Origin of the sequence: Chromohalobacter sp. 11-W, from assembly GCF_029889905.1 — a bacterium.
In the GTDB taxonomy this organism is placed as follows: Bacteria; Pseudomonadota; Gammaproteobacteria; order Pseudomonadales; family Halomonadaceae; genus Chromohalobacter.
In genome coordinates, this window is sequence record NZ_JARANZ010000008.1 from 40,693 (window position 1) to 58,807 (window position 18,115).

Genomic DNA, 18,115 nt, shown 5'->3' on the forward strand with positions numbered 1-18,115 from the left:
ATAACGGCCTGGGTAGTTAGGGCACTTCAGACTTTAAGGATGTGAGCCGATAGCAGAGAGAAGAGTATTGAAACGAGGCGCTGCGAATAACAGCGCCTCTTTATATACCCCGCTTTTGCGGGGAACGGTCAGCTATCGGAGCCTATAGCGGTTCATCCCTTTTCCTAAAGGGAACGACGCAACTATGCCACTGGAGAGGGAAAATGCACAGCTCTATAAAATAGGATCTTATAGCTTGCCGTATTCGATTCGATTGGTTACTCTGATACTCGTCATGAGATCGGAGGTGGACGTCATGCGTAACTGGATTCGGGATATTTTTTGGGAAGAGGAGCAGTGGGACTGGACGGGAATCATTTTGAAGCTTGCCGGCGGGGCACTCGTTCAGCTTTTCAAGACGCTCCGTTATAGACAGAAGGGGGATCAATGAACCTGTTAACAATGTCGTTCCTGCCGTTTCGTCATTTGGGGGGCCATGTTGGCTATCATCCACCCTCGGCGCTCGCTGACCCTGACGTTCTTGATCTCGCCCTTCCCCGTGCCGATTTCCAGGGTGCCGCATGGCAGTTTCTGATCGCACTGCTGCAAACGGCGATGACGCCAAAGAACACCGATGCCTGGCTGGACCGCTATCAGACGCCACCCAGTGTCGAGGAATTGGAAGCAGCATTGGCGCCATTTTCGAGAGCCTTCGAACTCGACGGCGAGGGCCCGCGCTTCATGCAGGATCTCGATCCGCTCGAGGACGTCAAGGACGCCCCGGTTGCCGGACTGTTGATCGATTCCCCCGGCGCCAACGGCATCAAGAACAATACAGATTTTTTCGTCAAACGCGGTCGGGTCGAAGCCGTATGCCCGGACTGCGCGGCGCTGGCGCTCTATACCATGCAGATCAACGCGCCCGCCGGCGGCGCCGGCATCCGCGTTGGCCTGCGTGGCGGCGGGCCGCTGACCACGCTGATCCTGCCCGAAGACGAGACCAAAACGCTGTGGGAGCGCCTCTGGCCCAACGTCATGCCGGCCGATGCCGTGGGTCAGCCGGGACAGACATGGCGCCCGCCCAGGGTCGACGACGCTGACCTGTTTTTCTGGATGACCGACACTCGCGTCAGCGACAAGAAGGGCACCGAGGTTTTTCCCGATCAGGTCCATCCCCTGCACGCCCTGTGGTCGATGCCGCGCCGCTACCGTTTGCTGTTCGAGGATGAGTCGGGTTGTTGCGATCTCTGTGGTCGCGAGTGTTCGCGACTAGTGCGTCGGCTGCGTTCGAAAAAGCAGGGAGCCAACTACGATGGCCCCTGGCGTCATCCACTGACCCCGTATCGCCGTCTCAATCCCAAGAAAACCGACGAGTTACCACTTTCCAGCAAGGGACAGCCCGGCGGACTGGGTTACCGCCACTGGCCGGGGCTGGTGCTGGAAGACGAGGCGGGCAGTGGCGCGATGCCAGCGAGAGTCGTGACGCATCATCTGCACAAGTATCACATGGTCGAAGCCGCGCGCGATGACGGCGAGGCGTTCGACGCGATGTTTCGGCACGCCCGGCTATGGGTGTTCGGCTACGATATGGACAACATGAAACCTCGTGGCTGGTACAGCGTTGAAATGCCGCTGATCGGTGTACCCGAAGCGCATCAGGAGATATTGCGCGAATGGGTCAAGCGCTTCGCCGACCTGGCCAGCGATGTCGCCTGGCAGGTGCGTAATCAGCTCAAACGGGCCTGGTTCAAACGTCCTGAGGATGCCAAGGGCGATATGAGCCAGATCGATGCCCAGTTTTTCGAGGCGACCCAGCTCGCGTTCTTCGATGTACTACGCCAGATGAGCGAGACGCTACGCGACGATGGGGATACACCGGCGCTATCCCCAGAGATCCACCGGCAGTGGTACCTGACGCTCAAACGTGAGGCGCTGAGACTCTTCGATGCCCAGGCCATCAGCGGACCATTGGAAGGCATGAAGATGCAGCAGCTCGAGCGGATCACAAACGCGCGGCGCTATTTGCTGGACTATCTGAATGGTAGCGGCAAAAAGATCGGCAAGACGGTTCAGGCATTTGCCCAGGTCGGCGGGTTCGAATTGAAGGCGCCGCAGTCCGAAGGCAATCGGAAGGGGAACGCAGCATGAGTGAGATCGAGCAGGATGCGGTATCCGAAGACGCGAGCGAGGCCGGGAAGAGCGCAGTGGAAAGTCATCTGTATGCGCTGGATAACAATGAGGCCTTCGAGCTGCGCTTGTGGTGGCAGCGGCTGGTCATGGACGAACAGGAACTCAAGCGCTACACCAAGCGCCGGCCTTATCCGCGCGGGGTATGTGCTGCGCTGCGCCGTTGCGATGCCATCGAGTCCGTCATGCTGACGGAGGCTTTTCGCCACCTCTGGCAGGCACTCGAGACGCGAGTCTGGAAAGAGACGCCTGGCGATGGCCCGAGTAAACAGCGCGATCGGCGTCTCGAAGTCTGGGCGGTGATCGCCGCCATCGTGAGTGAACTGCGCTCTGAGACCTTCGATGCCTCCCTGGGTAAGCGGTTGGGCGAAAACCGGCCCAATACCGTCGATACCCCGCGCATGAGCGATCTGCGCTTCCAGCAACTGCTCGACTGCCACACGCCTGAAGAGCTGATCCGCCGTTTCAGAAGGGCATTGAAGCTCGCCGACAGCACCGGCGTCAGCGTCGTCCGCCTGGCGGACATTGCCGCGCTCTGGCATCGCGAGCAGCGCAGTCAGTATCGCCCTGAGGCGACCGAGCGTTTCGCCTTTGTCATGAGCGACGGCTACTTCAAGGCGCGCTCGCTGAAAGCGGCAGCGAGCGACTGAACCCTTGACCACGAACGCCATCGGCCACTATCCATCATTACCATTGCAGGGGACCTTTCATGAGCCACTTCATTCAGTTGCATCTACTAACTTCTTATCCGCCCTCCAACCTCAACCGCGACGATCTGGGTCGTCCCAAGACGGCGTTCATGGGTGGCGCGCGCCGTCTGCGCGTCTCCTCCCAGAGTCTCAAGCGGAATTGGCGCACCTCTACGCTCTTCGAGGAGGCGGTCGATGGTCACAAGGGCACGCGTACCAAGCGTCTGGGCAAGCAGGTATTCGATCGTATGAGAGAGGCCGGCGCTGACGAAAAAACCGCTGGTAGCAGTGCGGAGAAGATCGCCGAGGTGTTCGGCAAGCTGCGCAAGGTCGAGAAAGGGCAAAAGCACGAGTACGAGATCGAGCAGCTGGTCCACGTCGGGCCGGAAGAACTCACTGCGCTGGAGGCGCTGGCGGACACGCTCAGTACCGAAAAGCGCGAACCAACCGATGATGAGCTCAAGGACCTGCTCGCACGCCGGCCCACCGCCGTCGATGTGGCGCTGTTCGGACGCATGCTCGCCGCGGCACCGAGCTATAACGTCGAGGCCGCCTGCCAGGTCGCGCACGCCATTACCGTCCATGCCGCCGAGGTCGAGGATGACTACTTCACTGCGGTCGACGATCTCAATACCGGCGATGAGGATCGTGGCGCGGCGCATATCGGTGAGGCCGGTTTTGCCGCTGGGCTTTTTTACCTCTACCTCTGCATTGACCGCGATCTGCTGGTCGAGAATCTGCAAGACAATGCGGACTTGGCCGATCGCGCCATTGCTGCGCTGGTCGAGTCCGCCGTCAAGGTTTCGCCCAAAGGCAAGCAGAACAGTTTCGGCTCTCGCGCCCACGCCAGCTATCTGCTGGTAGAAAAAGGCGATCAGCAGCCGCGCTCGTTGTCGGCCTCCTTCCTGCAGCCGGTCAATGGTGAAGGACAAGCGATCAAGGCCATCAGCAAACTGGAACGCCAGGCTCAGGCCTTCGATGATGCTTATGGTGCCGGCGCCGACAGTCGCTTTGTTCTCTCTGCCGAGCCCGATTATGAAAAGCCTGCGCTGAAGGGTGACGTCCAAACGGGAAATCTGCAGGATCTGCTGACCTTCCTCAAAGGCGATGACTAAGCGGAGGCGATATGACGGAACATCTGGTCTTTCGCCTCTATGCGTCGATGGCGAGCTGGGGCGAAGCTGCGGTAGGGGAGGCGCGGCCGACCGCGACGTATCCCGGGCGCGGCGCCATCCTCGGCTTGATCGGCGCGGCACTAGGCATCCGGCGCGACGATGACGAGGGGCAACTAAGGCTTCGGCAAAGCCTGGGCGTCGCAGTCAAACAGCGCTCTCCAGGCTGGCTGCTACGCGACTACCACACCGTTCAGGTGCCGCCTTCACAATCGAAGGTGAACTACCGTTCGCGGCGTGAAGAACTTTCGGTGCCCAAGGATGCCCTCAATACCATTCTCTCGTCCCGGGACTATCGCTGTGATGGCCTGTGGGTCGTGGCGCTGCGTCTGATGCCCGACGCGGTCTGGACACTGGACGAACTCAAGAGCGCGCTGGAGAGGCCTCGCTTCACGCTCTATCTCGGCCGTAAGGCATGCCCCCTGGCGGCACCGCTCACGCCCGCCATCGTGGAGGCGGATCACTGGCGCGGGGCGCTGGATCACGGCTTTGACAGCGCAACCGATCCCGAAAAGACATGGTTGCCGCTCATCGGTAACGAAGCACGGGACCTACGCTTGCTGAGGCTGCCCGATCAGGTGCTCTATGCCTGGGAAGGCGGCGCCGAGTGCCTCGACGGTGAGGATCACGGCGTGGAGTCCAACGATGTCTGGGATCAACCGCTGAACCGGCGCCGCTGGCAGTTCGGGGCGCGTCTCGAGCACCGCCGAATCGAGTCGGTGGAGGGGCAGAGCTAATGTATCTTTCAAGTGTCAGAGTCGACCTCAACGCCCTTACCCGAGAACAGCTTTTCGATGTGCTGGAAGGCGGGGCCTATACGGCCCACCAACTGCTCTGGACGCTGTTTGCCGATACGTCAGAGGGCGAACGACCCTTTCTCTTCCGCCAGGAAATGGAGGAAGCGGCCAATGGAAAAAGTCAGGGACTGCCGCGGTTTTATGTCTATTCGACTCGTCGACCGGAAGCCGTGGCCGGTCTCGATGTGCAATGTAAGCCTTTCGCACCGCAACTCGCCAAAGGCGAGCGCCTCGCTTTTCGCCTGCGTGCTAACCCCTCCATTGCCAAACCGATGGGCCAGGGCCGCCGTTCTAAGCGCGCCGACGTGCTGATGGATGCGCGTTATCCCTTCCCAAAAGGAGAGCGGACGAGCCAGGCATGTACCGAGGCGATGGATGCTGCCGCACGCCAGTGGCTTACTGATCGGGCGGACGCCTTTGGCTTTACGCTGCCCGTCGCGCCGGAGGTAGGCGCTTACCGTCAGTATGCGCTGAGCAAAAAAGGGGGCGGGGATCCCATCCGCTACTCCAGCGTGGATTACGAAGGTCTGCTGGAAGTGACGGACCCGGGGCGCCTGATCGAAACGCTAGCGCATGGTGTCGGGCGGGCTAAAGCTTTCGGCTGCGGCCTGATGATGTTGCGTCGGCCATAGGAGAGCGTCATGGGCTTCATTCCCCTGAAGCCCATCCCGGAGAAAGATCGCATGTCGATGATCTTCGTCGGGATGGGCCAGATCGACGTGCGTGATGGTGCCTTCGTCGTCATCGATGATGTGAATGGCGAGCGGATGCACATCCCCGTGGGGTCGGTTGCTTGCCTCCTGTTAGAGCCTGGTACCCGTGTTTCTCATGCTGCCGTCAAGTTGGCGGCGACGGTTGGAACCTTACTTATCTGGGTCGGTGATGCCGGCGTGCGCCTATATAGTGCCGGGCAGCCTGGCGGCGCGCGTTCGGACAAGCTGCTCTATCAAGCACAGTTGGCGCTGGATGAAAAATTGCGGCTGAAGGTCGTGCGTAAGATGTTCGAGCTTCGTTTCGGCGAAGAGCCGCCCTCGCGGCGCAGCGTCGATCAATTGCGTGGTATGGAAGGGGCTCGGGTACGCAAGACATACCAGCTTCTTGCCAAGCAATATGGCGTCAAGTGGCACGGGCGTCGCTATGATCCGACCCAATGGGATGCCTCCGATGTGGCCAACCAGTGCCTTTCGGCGGCTACCGCCTGTCTTTACGGCATCACGGAAGCCGCGATCCTGGCAGCCGGTTATGCGCCGGCGATTGGCTTTCTGCATACCGGCAAGCCCTTGAGCTTCGTTTACGACATCGCCGATATCGTCAAATTCGAGACGGTGGTGCCGGCCGCGTTTCGCGTAGCGGCCCGCAACCCGCCCATGCCAGAACGGGAGGTACGCATTGCGTGTCGCGATGCCTTCAAGCAAACCCGCTTATTGCAGCGGTTGATTCCTATGGTCGAAGACGTATTGGCCGCGGGAGAGATCGAGCCGCCACTTCCGCCGCCGGATGCGGTCCCGCCGGCGATTCCGGAGCCGGAATCCGTCGGCGATGCCGGGCATCGGAGTCAATGATATGGCAATGCTGGTAGTCGTGACAGAAGCCGTTCCTCCTAGGCTTAGAGGCCGATTGGCTGTGTGGTTGCTGGAAATCAGGGCGGGGGTTTACGTCGGCGATGTCAGTAAACGCATTCGCGAAATGATATGGGAACAGATAGAAGCCCTGGCCGAGGAAGGCGGCAACGTAGCCATGGCCTGGGCCAGCAATCACGAGTCTGGCTTCGAGTTCCAAACCTATGGCGACAACCGTCGTGTCCCCATCGATCATGATGGATTGAGGCTGGTGCGGTTTTTACCGCCTCAAGATAATTGACTGATTTTAAAGGCTCTTTAATAATTTGGAGTGATTAAATTTTAAGCAAAATCGCTGGTGGAAATTCCCCGGCGATTTTGTTCTTTATAAACAAGCGTCTATGATTAGAGAGTTCCCCACGCCCGTGGGGATGAACCGATCCTGCCGCATGACGCAGACTTCCTGCTCAGGAGTTCCCCACGCCCGTGGGGATGAACCGTTTAGCGAATTAATCCCGTTCTGGCTGAATGCGAGTTCCCCACGCCCGTGGGGATGAACCGTTCGTCAACGGTACATTGATATTCTTGCCGAAGAGTTCCCCACGCCCGTGGGGATGAACCGGCCCCTAACGGTGCTGTCCGTACCGGCAACGCGAGTTCCCCACGCCCGTGGGGATGAACCGATTACGACGACCGTGAAGGCGGCTTTATGAGCGAGTTCCCCACGCCCGTGGGGATGAACCGCCCGAAGGGGCGAGACACGGCCCGCCTGCCGCGAGTTCCCCACGCCCGTGGGGATGAACCGTCGTCTAGCGTCACTTCTACCGTGGTCGTCGTGAGTTCCCCACGCCCGTGGGGATGAACCGTCCTCGCGGAAGGTAGCGGATAACTGATAGAGCGAGTTCCCCACGCCCGTGGGGATGAACCGAAATTGCATTCCTGCGCGAGCGAGCGGCAAACGAGTTCCCCACGCCCGTGGGGATGAACCGCTCCGGGAGCATTTCATTATCTAGCCAGTCAAGAGTTCCCCACGCCCGTGGGGATGAACCGCGAACATGATTCGGATGATAAGGAAGGTCCATGAGTTCCCCACGCCCGTGGGGATGAACCGCATGCCGCGCGGCGCCATCTCATTGGCGATCAGAGTTCCCCACGCCCGTGGGGATGAACCGCACGTCGATTATGTGATCTTGTCGCCCAGCAGGAGTTCCCCACGCCCGTGGGGATGAACCGGCTGGGCCGGCACGGCCGACCCCGCCCGCGCCGAGTTCCCCACGCCCGTGGGGATGAACCGCTGACGCCTAGCGACTCGCGCGTCATCATCTTGAGTTCCCCACGCCCGTGGGGATGAACCGTGCCTGAAATTGAATGACGATCTGAGGCGTTAGAGTTCCCCACGCCCGTGGGGATGAACCGTCGTTGGTTAAATAGATAAAACGCGCCTGTTAGAGTTCCCCACGCCCGTGGGGATGAACCGATCAGGTGATCATCGAGGCATCACGCCGCTGGGAGTTCCCCACGCCCGTGGGGATGAACCGCGCCTGCTCGATCATCGCGGCAACGCCGGATGGAGTTCCCCACGCCCGTGGGGATGAACCGGCGGCGACCTGCACACGCACGGACGACGTCCAGAGTTCCCCACGCCCGTGGGGATGAACCATACAAACCGACCGTCGATATGAAGCTGCCCGCGAGTTCCCCACGCCCGTGGGGATGAACCGCTGCAGGCCAGCTCGGCGGCCAATGCGTGGGGCGAGTTCCCCACGCCCGTGGGGATGAACCGCAGTCGGACGTGCCCGGCGTGACGCGCGGCGAGAGTTCCCCACGCCCGTGGGGATGAACCGCTCACCCATATGCTGCTGGGCGATGCCAATGGCGAGTTCCCCACGCCCGTGGGGATGAACCGACATAGACCCCGCTCTCAACCACGAAGCGCCGGAGTTCCCCACGCCCGTGGGGATGAACCGAAAATTTATCAAACGCAAAGGTTTACATGCTGGAGTTCCCCACGCCCGTGGGGATGAACCGAATACGAAGCCCAAGAAGAAGAGCGGCGAGCCGAGTTCCCCACGCCCGTGGGGATGAACCGCACGTTATGCGGCTGCGTCACCAAAGTTATGCGAGTTCCCCACGCCCGTGGGGATGAACCGACAATAAAAGACAATAGAAAAATATTCGATGTGAGTTCCCCACGCCCGTGGGGATGAACCGCACTAGCGTAGGCGCGGCAGCGGCGTACTACGGAGTTCCCCACGCCCGTGGGGATGAACCGTGGTTAGCCCTGGGACAGCCAAAGATGTGATAGAGTTCCCCACGCCCGTGGGGATGAACCGCCGCTGCTGTGGGCGGCCACTATCAGCGTATAGAGTTCCCCACGCCCGTGGGGATGAACCGTTGAATTGCTCGGGGGCCTCGTAGGCCAGCCCGAGTTCCCCACGCCCGTGGGGATGAACCGTTTAATGCCGATAGGTCGGACGATCATCATGGGAGTTCCCCACGCCCGTGGGGATGAACCGCATTTGTTTTTCTTAACCCTCTATATAGAAGCAAGTTCCCCACGCCCGTGGGGATGAACCGGCTATGGCATATGCAAAAGGCTATGGTAGTCGGAGTTCCCCACGCCCGTGGGGATGAACCGCCGAGCGCCGCGCGCTGATCGAGCAGGCACGCGAGTTCCCCACGCCCGTGGGGATGAACCGCCAGCGACGATGAGTTTCACACCGCGCACCCGGAGTTCCCCACGCCCGTGGGGATGAACCGCATTAAAGGTGGCGCACCATTTAGTAGCAAAGGAGTTCCCCACGCCCGTGGGGATGAACCGCCAGCGATTGATCGACCGCGCCGAGCAGCTTGGAGTTCCCCACGCCCGTGGGGATGAACCGCCGACACGATCGCACGGCAGGAAAATGAGTGGGAGTTCCCCACGCCCGTGGGGATGAACCGTTCCTGCATACGCTGGGTTGTCATATCCAACGGAGTTCCCCACGCCCGTGGGGATGAACCGTCGGTAATCAGCACGAACTGGTAATCACTCGACGAGTTCCCCACGCCCGTGGGGATGAACCGTCGTCAACCAGATCGCCGATGCTGTCAGCCGTGAGTTCCCCACGCCCGTGGGGATGAACCGCGGTCAGGAATCGGGCGCCATGCGGCACCGTGGAGTTCCCCACGCCCGTGGGGATGAACCGACGTAACGCTGGGCGGCCTCGGTTTCGTAAATGAGTTCCCCACGCCCGTGGGGATGAACCGCCGTAGATCGGCCTCGTGCGGACTGCAATGCAGAGTTCCCCACGCCCGTGGGGATGAACCGGCGTTCCAGGTCCGTGTGACCTACGCCGTCACGAGTTCCCCACGCCCGTGGGGATGAACCGGTGGCGTGGCAGCAGGGGCAGCGAATATCCATGAGTTCCCCACGCCCGTGGGGATGAACCGGTGTCGAGCATGTAAAGCTCATCAGCCCCGCCGAGTTCCCCACGCCCGTGGGGATGAACCGGGCCAAGTGACGCATGATTTCGTGATCGATTTGAGTTCCCCACGCCCGTGGGGATGAACCGCCGACACACTGAAAACTCATAGAGGCAACCTGGAGTTCCCCACGCCCGTGGGGATGAACCGCAAACCGAGGAGGACAACCCCGAAATGGCAAAGAGTTCCCCACGCCCGTGGGGATGAACCGACATAGAACCCCTTCTTGGCAAGCTGTACGCGGAGTTCCCCACGCCCGTGGGGATGAACCGAGACTGCCGCCGCCATTGGCACGCTCTCTGATGAGTTCCCCACGCCCGTGGGGATGAACCGAGCACCGGCTTTCTCAAGGTTGCGGCGGGTCGGAGTTCCCCACGCCCGTGGGGATGAACCGCTGGCCACCAGGCTGTTCGGCCCCCAGGGCATGAGTTCCCCACGCCCGTGGGGATGAACCGTCACTATCCCGGCGGCGACACGATCATGGATAGAGTTCCCCACGCCCGTGGGGATGAACCGTCAGTCAGAACTGGCACTGCTTGTCGCTGTGCGAGTTCCCCACGCCCGTGGGGATGAACCGCACCCTTCAAGGATGATGGGTTGGCCTGTTTCGAGTTCCCCACGCCCGTGGGGATGAACCGGGATGATGGCAGGGAGCCAGATTAGCTAACGTCCGTTCCCCGCAGGCGCGGGGCTAAACCGCTTTCAACCTGGGGCGATAGCTGGGAATACAACCGTTCCCCGCAGGCGCGGGGCTAAACCGTCGAGGAATGGTGGCAAATGGAATCGCTCGGCCCGTTCCCCGCAGGCGCGGGGCTAAACCGCTTGCATCCCACGGTATCTCGGTGGGGAACGACCGTTCCCCGCAGGCGCGGGGCTAAACCGCCGACGACAGCGCTGGCGCGGGTGCTGTGGGCCCGTTCCCCGCAGGCGCGGGGCTAAACCGCATGCAGCCTGCCGTCGGGCTCGGACGTGAGACCGTTCCCCACGCCCGTGGGGATGAACCGTCTACGGTGAAGCGGCGGTCAGCACAGCGGGCGAGTTCCCCACGCCCGTGGGGATGAACCGCGAGCTTGAGGGGGCCAAGGCATTTCGTGAAGGAGTTCCCCACGCCCGTGGGGATGAACCGAATGCGGAGGTCGTTCGCTGTTATCGATCATCAGAGTTCCCCACGCCCGTGGGGATGAACCGCGAAGCATGCAATACATAATCGACAGGCATATGAGTTCCCCACGCCCGTGGGGATGAACCGGCGATGGGGGTGGCCAACGGGACGCCGGTATTGAGTTCCCCACGCCCGTGGGGATGAACCGTCGATCCCCAAAAACGCGACGACCGCCATGCCTCGTTCCCCGCAGGCGCGGGGCTCAACCGCGGCTATTCGATCCCAATGGGCGAGGTGGTCCGTTCCCCGCACACGCGGGGATATAGTGCTGTGTTAGCTGCCGCTCAGGCCGCTTCGAAAATCACCGCGCCAAGAAAATCGTGGCCTAAGGGGCAGCGCCACCCCGCGATCTTGCGTCTTATATCGGCCTGAGCGGTCGCGTGTCCGAAGTATTGAACCGCAGGCGCAAACTCAGTCTGCGCATGATTCGGCGGCTTCACGATGGGCTCAATATTCCTTACGAGAGCCTGATGAACGAGACGACCGCCTGAATCATTACTTTGCTTCTGCCCGCACGTCCTTCAGCCGATCGGGAAAGTTGGTGAAGAGGCCTTCGACGCCCCAGTCGAGCAGTTGGTGCATGTGGTCTTGGTCGTTGATGGTGTAGACGTGCACCAGAAGGTCGTTGGCGTGGGCCTGCTCGATGAAGCTGGCGTCGATGACCGGTTCACCTTCGTAGAGGTAGTTGGGGCCGACGCCATCGGCGTACTCGGCAATGGTTTGGAAGTCGGCATCGGTGATGTCGGCTGGGCTGGGGGTGACGCCGGTCCATTCTTCGAGGGTGTTGCCGTCTTCGCTGGGGGAGTACCACAGCAGTTGGATAAGCGGGATATTAGGATTGAGCTTGTGCACTTCCTGCAGGCTGGCTTGGCTGAAGGACTGGATGACCACGGCGCCTGATTGCACCAAGCCTTCGGCTTCGAGCTTGCTGACCAGGGCGTCTTGCAGCTCGGGGTAATCCTTGGGTGATTTGGTCTCGATGTAGTAGCGCACGTCCTGGCCGTAGCGGTCGATGACGTCGTCCAGGGTCAGCAGCTTGGCGCCGGCGTAGGCGTCATCGGCGTATTCCGGGTGAGCTGCGTTGAACCAGCTGCCGGCGTCGAGAGCCTTGAGTTCGTCAAGGCTGTGTTCCTTTACCGGCCCTTGGCCATCGGTGGTGCGCTCCAGGGTGGTGTCGTGAATGGCCACCAGGCGCCCATCGGCACTCATGTGGATATCCAGCTCGAGGTAGTCGGCGCCCATGGCGAGCGCTGTGTCGTAGGCGTACCAGGTATGTTCCGGGGCGTAGCCGCTGGCACCGCGGTGGGCGATGACCTGGAAGTGTTGGAGATCCTGGCGTTGCTGTTCGAGCGCATCGGCTTGGGCGGTCATGGAGGCCATGAGCGTGGCGCTGCCGAGCAGGGCCAGCATGGACGAAAGCGCGGGTCGAAGCGTCGACATGGCTTCAGTCCTCTTCATCTTCGATCGTGGGTTCCAGGGCGCGTTTGTCGTCGGGGAGGCGGACGAAATCGCCGACACTGAGATCGCCGTGGCTTTGGTGACGCTTGCCTTGGGTGTCGATGAGGGCGGCGACCTTGCCGATGCTGAGGGCGTCGTCTTCGCGGTAGGCTTCGACTTCGACGCGCACCACCATGTCTTGATAGCGGGCGGAGAGCATCATGCCGGGGTGGGGTTGGACTTCGTGCTGTTTGTCGCTGGCGTAGTGGCGGGTCACGCTGGCGTTGCCGGGGGCGTCCCAGTCGATGTGTTTATGCATGGCGGGCTCCTGTCGCGTCCGTGTGTTTCCACAGGGTAGCCCGCCGTGCGGGGGAGCGCCTAGGGCTCCGTATGCAAACGGCCTGTCGAACAGAGCCGTTGTGGCGGCCTTTAAAAGCGGTAGCTGAGGCCGCCCATGACCACGATGGGGTCGATTTCCACGTCGGCGTGATAGTCGTTGCCGCCGAGCGTGGCGGTGGCGTCGCTGTCGATATCCAGGTACCAGGCGGCGGCGTTGAGCGCCCAGTGGTCGTCGATCAGTAGATCGACCCCGACTTGCGCGGCGCCGCCCCAGCTATCGTCGAGTTCGAGCTCGCCGCCGTCGAGTTTTTCGTCGGAGAAGTGGGTGTAGTTGATCCCGGCGCCGAGATACGGCTGCACGCGGGCGTCGGTACCGCCCAGCGGATAATACTGAAGCGTGAGAGTCGGCGGCAGGTGATGGATGCTGGCCATGTCGCTGCCGTTGAGGCGGACCTGATGCTCGAAGCGTTGCGCGGCGAGCAGTTCCACGCCGAGCTTGTCCTGGAAGCGATAGCCCAGGGTGAAGGCGAAACCGCTGTCGTCGTCGGCGTCGATCTTCATGTTCAGCGGCGCGCCGAAGTCGCCGTTATCGCTTTGCGGGGCGACCTTGGCGACACCGAAGCGGGTGTAGAAATCCCCTTGGCCGTAGGCGAATGCCGAGGTGGCGGGCACGAGTGCGGCGGTGAGGGCGAGTGAGGAAACGAGCAGGGCACGGCGCATGGGGCGACTCCTTGGTTTGTGACGAGTTGGCTTGAGGCGAGTTGGTTTGAGGTGGGTTCGGAAGCGACCTCGCTTCGTATGCATCAAGCCTAAACCAAATGACCACATAAAAAATGTGGTTATATGTCGCAGCCCCTTGGTTGTCGTCTTTGGCCCCGAAAACGACGAAGCCCACCAAAAGGTGGGCTTCGTGTTGCTGCCGAGTGCGGGGCGCCGTTACTTCTTCTTGGCGCGCTTACGCTCGTTCTCGGTGAGGTGCTTCTTGCGCAGACGAATGTGACTGGGGGTGATCTCCACCAGTTCGTCGTCATCGAGGAACTCGATGGCTTGCTCGAGGCTGAAGCGGATCGGCGGCGTCAGCACCAGGGCTTCGTCGGTGCCGGCGGAGCGCATGTTGTCGAGCTTCTTGGCCTTGGTGGGATTGACCGCCATGTCGTCGGCACGGTTATTGATGCCGATCAGCATGCCTTCGTAGACTTCGGTGCCGTGCTCGACCATCAATTTGCCGCGATCCTGCAGGGCGAAGAGTGCGTAAGCCAGCGCCTTGCCGGGGACCATGGAGACCAATACGCCGTTGCGACGCTCGACGGAGGCGTCGGGCTTGAGCGGGCCGTAATGGTCGAAGCGGCTGGTGAGGATGCCGGTGCCGGAGGTCAGTGTCAGGAACTGGCCACGGAAGCCGATCAGCCCGCGCGCGGGGATGATGAAGTCCAGGCGCACACGACCCTTGCCGTCCGGGTTCATGTTGGTCATCTCGCCCTTGCGGTAGCCGAGCTCTTCCATCACCGCGCCTTGGTGCTGCTCTTCGCAGTCGATGATGACTTCTTCGTACGGCTCCTGCTTGACGCCATCGTTCTCGCGGATGATGACCTCGGGGCGGCCCACGGCTAGCTCGTAACCTTCACGACGCATGCTTTCGATGAGCACCGAAAGGTGCAGCTCGCCGCGTCCGGAGACCTTGAACTTCTCGGGCGTTTCGCCTTCTTCGACACGCAGCGCAACGTTGTGGATCAGTTCCTGCTCGAGGCGATCACGAATGTTACGGCTGGTGACGAATTTGCCTTCCTTGCCGGCGAACGGCGAGTCGTTGACCTGGAAGGTCATCGAGACGGTGGGTTCGTCGACGGTCAGCACGGGCAGCGCTTCGACCGCGGCCGGATCGCACAGCGTATCGGAGATCGCCAAATCGCTGATGCCGGTGATGCAGATGATGTCGCCGGCTTCAGCCTGCTCGGTCTGAACGCGCTCGAGGCCGAGGTGCGTCATGACCTGGCCGACCTTGCCCTTGCGGACATTGCCTTCCTTGGAGATCACGCTGATCTGCTGCCCCGGGCTCACGTTGCCGCGCTTGATGCGGCCCAGACCGATGACGCCGACGTAGCTGTTGTAGTCGAGCGCGGAGATCTGCATTTGGAACGGGCCGTCGCGTTCGACGGTGGGCGGCTCGACGATATCGACGATGGACTGGAACATCGGCGTCATATCGTCTTCGAGCGTTTCCGGATCCATGCCGGCAACGCCGTTGAGCGCCGAGCAATAGATGATCGGGAAGTCGAGCTGTTCGTCGCTGGCGCCGAGGTTGTCGAACAGATCGAAGATCTGGTCGATGACCCAGTCAGGGCGTGCCCCGGGGCGGTCGATCTTGTTGACCACGACGATGGGCTTCAAACCACGGTCGAAGGCTTTCTGGGTGACGAAGCGCGTCTGCGGCATGGGGCCGTCGACGGCGTCGACCATCAGCAGTACGGAATCGACCATCGACATGACGCGCTCGACCTCACCACCGAAGTCGGCGTGTCCGGGCGTGTCGACGATGTTGATGTGGTAATCGTGCCACTGGATCGCGGTATTCTTGGAAAGAATGGTGATACCGCGTTCTTTCTCCTGGTCGTTGGAGTCCATGATGCGCTCTTGCCCTTCGGCCTTGCGGTCGAGGGTGCCGGACTGACTCAGGAGCTGATCGACCAAGGTGGTCTTGCCATGGTCGACGTGGGCGATAATGGCGATGTTGCGAAGGTTCTCGATCACGTAGGGATCCTGCTTGAAAATTGGGCCGTATTATAGGGTCAGGGTGCCGACGACTGCCAGTTTGATGACCGTTGCCAACAGGCGCGGCACGACAAAAGTCGCGTTGGCGCGGCGATAACCGTGGCGCTATCAGGGACTTGGGGCGTTTTGGCGGCAGGACGAAAATACGCAAAAAAATGGCGGCGCACTCGTCAACCGCCATTTATCGCGTCGGGGTAGACACGTGGCGTGGGGTGGAGCGCACCGATCTAGAAGGGCTATTCACTCATTAAAGGTGCCCGAGGAGCCAATCATAGAGACGTCCCGCGCTGCTGGCAACGGGTTGCGTGATCGGGAAGCGTGGCAATGCCAGCGGATCGTCGCGGTGCGAGAGCCAACCGGCATGGCTATGAAGGGCTTCCTGAACGCCGCAGCGCTGTGCCAGTTGACGTACGCGGAGCGAGGCTTCCGGCTGTGGATAGGCGAAATAAGACAAGGGGTCGCGGCATAGCACGCCGAGTTGGCGACGCGATTGGCGAATTTGCCATTGGATCTGACGATCGTCGAGGGTCTCTAGCGGTGTGGCGGCGACGCCACGCGCGCCGAAGCGCACCAGGCCGTCGCTTTCCAAGCGGCGCACGCTGAATGGGTCGAGCGTTTGCGGGGCGATGTCGAGCTCGGCGCCCAGCGTCGAACCGAGCCGAGCCAGCGTCAATGGGGCGGCCTGCTGCGCGAGTTCCTCGAGATAGTCGTGCAAGGCGCTGCTATAGGCGGTGTTCGGATGGTCGGGTCGTGGTGGTGGGAGCGGGAGCCCGGCATCGCCGAGACATTCGCGAACGCGCATGGGCTGGATGCCGTCCCAGAGGATGTCGCCGAGGGTCATCCGCCAATCGCCTTGCGGACGCCCTGTATCGCCGGTGGTCAGAAACACGCTGGCCGGCAACGCCAGGCGCTCGAGCTGCCGCAGCGCTACCTCGGCGGTGTCGCGCCAGCCGCCGTCGAAGGTCAGTGCGATGCGTGGCACTGGGTCGCGATGCAAACGGCGGGCGCTGGCCAGGGAGACGATCTGAGCGTGATCGGTGAGGTGGTCGAGCAGCCGTCGGAAGCTGTCCGGACCGAGGCAGTAGGGCGCCCGGTGCGGCAGGCGTGCGGCGGCTTCGTCGGGCAATACGCGCTGTATGACCAGGATCGCGCTGCGTCCGCGAAGCGGCTCGCTCAGGTTGCGTCGCCAGTGTCCGCGTAGGCGCTGCACGACGTCATGGGCAAGGCTGAGATGACTCATGGCGTGTCCCTCCGCACTGCTGTCGTTGCTCGGCGTGCGAGCGTTGTTGCCGTGGTGACATCCTGTCGCGTACGGCAAGGGTCTCCTTTAAGGGATGATGTTGTGATGGCGGTTGCGATATCTATAAGCATATCTCGTTGTCTCAATTTAGCCAGTCAGCCCCGGCTTGCCTCGTCGACAGAACGTCATCATCGCCGCGCCGGTGGCGGTCAACTGCAAAGCGTGCAAGCTCCAGCGGTACCAGTAGACGCGGTACGCCTTGCGCGGCGCCGCGGTGCCGTCGCGCCAAGCCATGAGCCCGGCGGGGAGCGCACTGAAGGTCAGGCCGGCCATCCCGGCCCCTGGCGATAAGGGCAGCCACAGCAGCAAGGCCAGCGGTAAGCTCGTGCCCTGGAGGAGCGCGGCACTGACACGGGGAACGAGAAAACGCGGGTGGCGTGCGATGCTGGGGATATAGAGACAATGCCGCTGGTGGCGATGCTGTCGACGCCACCAGGGGCCGAGGCGTCGCGGGGCCGCATGGTCGATCAGCAAAGGTGCGTCCTGCCAGCAGAGGTGCGCTTGGCAGCGCCACAGGCGCACGAGGATATCCAGGTCGGCGCCTGCCTCGAGGCGGGGGTCATGGCCTCCGAGACGCTCGTACCACTCGCGGGTGATGGCCAGTTGCCCGGTGGGCCAATCCCAAGGGTGGTCGTCGAGGCCGCGTTGCGTGCGGCTGAGATACCAGCTGGCGAGCGGCGGCGGCAACGGGGTGGCTGGGTATTGGGCGCAGACGATGGCGTCGGCGGCCTGGTAGCTGAAGGCGCGGGCGAGCCCGGCAAGCCATTGCTCGGGCACCTCGAGCGCTGCGTCCAAAAAAACCAGCACCTCGCCATTGAGGTAGGTGGCGCCATGGTGACGAAGCGCTCCTTGTCCATGTTGGGGCAGCACGGCGAAGCGGACATCACGTTCAATCAGCAGGCGCTGGGTGGGCTCATCAAGCGTCGTGAGCTGTACCAACGTCTCGGTGTGCCCGCTGAAGCCGGCGATACTGCGTGCCAGGGCGCTCAAGCAGCGCTCCAGGTGCTCGGGGGTATGGCTGGCGTCGATTAGCAGACTGTAAGTGCGCATCGCTGGGAGTGCCTTGGGATCAGAGCCCGTGTCGGGGGTGCTGCTCAACAGACTGGGGGGTAGCGCGAACCCTGGCAATCATCGCCGGGGCTGGTTTTTCTACAGCAATACTGACTACGAGCCTGCGCGTGTTCAGGCCGATATAGTGCGAGGCTCAATCGGCGATCAGAGGCTCGAGCACTCTTTTGCACCAAAGTGGTTCATTAAGGC

Annotated in this window: 14 protein-coding genes and 2 CRISPR repeat arrays; of the genes, 8 read left to right on the top strand and 6 right to left on the bottom strand. The window is 61.8% G+C overall.

What is annotated here, in order from left to right; all coding sequences use genetic code 11:
• The first annotated feature begins 295 nt into the window (after positions 1-295).
• The 8 genes from OP494_RS12275 to cas2e are packed head-to-tail and all read left to right on the top strand — an operon-like array spanning position 296 to position 6,684.
• A complete protein-coding gene (locus OP494_RS12275) occupies positions 296-430 on the top strand; it encodes a hypothetical protein (protein ID WP_280541124.1) in 135 nt (44 codons plus the stop codon).
• Positions 427-2,127, top strand: coding sequence for a type I-E CRISPR-associated protein Cse1/CasA (gene casA / locus OP494_RS12280; protein WP_280541126.1), 1,701 nt, complete (start codon positions 427-429; stop codon positions 2,125-2,127). The genes OP494_RS12275 and casA overlap by 4 nt, the downstream gene beginning before the upstream one ends.
• A complete protein-coding gene (gene casB, locus OP494_RS12285) occupies positions 2,124-2,816 on the top strand; it encodes a type I-E CRISPR-associated protein Cse2/CasB (RefSeq protein ID WP_280541128.1) in 693 nt (230 codons plus the stop codon). Before casA ends, casB begins: the two co-directional genes overlap by 4 nt.
• Positions 2,817-2,875: 59 nt before the next feature.
• Positions 2,876-3,970 (top strand): type I-E CRISPR-associated protein Cas7/Cse4/CasC, encoded by a 1,095-nt coding sequence (gene cas7e / locus OP494_RS12290; protein WP_280541130.1) that lies wholly within the window; start codon positions 2,876-2,878, stop codon positions 3,968-3,970.
• Positions 3,971-3,981: 11 nt separating this feature from the next.
• Positions 3,982-4,764 carry a type I-E CRISPR-associated protein Cas5/CasD gene (gene cas5e, locus OP494_RS12295; protein ID WP_280541131.1) on the top strand — a complete coding sequence of 261 codons (783 nt, stop codon included), beginning with the start codon at positions 3,982-3,984 and terminating at the stop codon, positions 4,762-4,764.
• Positions 4,764-5,456: a type I-E CRISPR-associated protein Cas6/Cse3/CasE gene (gene cas6e, locus OP494_RS12300; RefSeq protein ID WP_280541133.1), complete on the top strand. Its 693-nt coding sequence runs from the start codon at positions 4,764-4,766 to the stop codon at positions 5,454-5,456. Before cas5e ends, cas6e begins: the two co-directional genes overlap by 1 nt.
• Before the next feature lie 9 nt (positions 5,457-5,465).
• Positions 5,466-6,386, top strand: a complete 921-nt coding sequence (gene cas1e / locus OP494_RS12305) for a type I-E CRISPR-associated endonuclease Cas1e (protein WP_280541135.1) — start codon at positions 5,466-5,468, stop codon at positions 6,384-6,386.
• Position 6,387: 1 nt separating this feature from the next.
• Positions 6,388-6,684, top strand: a complete 297-nt coding sequence (cas2e, locus tag OP494_RS12310; protein WP_040240756.1) for a type I-E CRISPR-associated endoribonuclease Cas2e — start codon at positions 6,388-6,390, stop codon at positions 6,682-6,684.
• Positions 6,685-6,793: 109 nt separating this feature from the next.
• Positions 6,794-10,486: direct repeats of the CRISPR family, unit length 29 nt; unit sequence GAGTTCCCCACGCCCGTGGGGATGAACCG.
• 32 nt (positions 10,487-10,518) lie between these two features.
• A CRISPR array of direct repeats spans positions 10,519-11,158; the repeat unit is 27 nt; unit sequence GTTCCCCACGCCCGTGGGGATGAACCG.
• A 347-nt stretch (positions 11,159-11,505) separates the two neighbouring features.
• Here cas2e and OP494_RS12315 read toward each other — a convergent pair.
• The 6 genes from OP494_RS12315 to OP494_RS12340 form a co-directional block, all read right to left on the bottom strand.
• Entirely contained in the window at positions 11,506-12,450 is a 945-nt protein-coding gene (locus tag OP494_RS12315) for a glycerophosphodiester phosphodiesterase (protein WP_280541138.1), read from the bottom strand.
• Positions 12,451-12,454: 4 nt separating this feature from the next.
• Positions 12,455-12,766, bottom strand: coding sequence for a hypothetical protein (locus OP494_RS12320; protein ID WP_280541140.1), 312 nt, complete (start codon positions 12,764-12,766; stop codon positions 12,455-12,457).
• A gap of 110 nt (positions 12,767-12,876) precedes the next feature.
• Entirely contained in the window at positions 12,877-13,506 is a 630-nt protein-coding gene (locus OP494_RS12325; protein ID WP_280541142.1) for an OmpW family outer membrane protein, read from the bottom strand.
• A gap of 216 nt (positions 13,507-13,722) precedes the next feature.
• Positions 13,723-15,534 carry a translational GTPase TypA gene (typA, locus tag OP494_RS12330; protein ID WP_280541143.1) on the bottom strand — a complete coding sequence of 604 codons (1,812 nt, stop codon included), beginning with the start codon at positions 15,532-15,534 and terminating at the stop codon, positions 13,723-13,725.
• A 268-nt stretch (positions 15,535-15,802) separates the two neighbouring features.
• Entirely contained in the window at positions 15,803-16,795 is a 993-nt protein-coding gene (locus OP494_RS12335) for a polysaccharide deacetylase family protein (protein WP_280541144.1), read from the bottom strand.
• 147 nt (positions 16,796-16,942) lie between these two features.
• Positions 16,943-17,905 carry a glycosyltransferase family 2 protein gene (locus tag OP494_RS12340; RefSeq protein ID WP_280541145.1) on the bottom strand — a complete coding sequence of 321 codons (963 nt, stop codon included), beginning with the start codon at positions 17,903-17,905 and terminating at the stop codon, positions 16,943-16,945.
• Between the last annotated feature and the right edge of the window lie 210 nt (positions 17,906-18,115).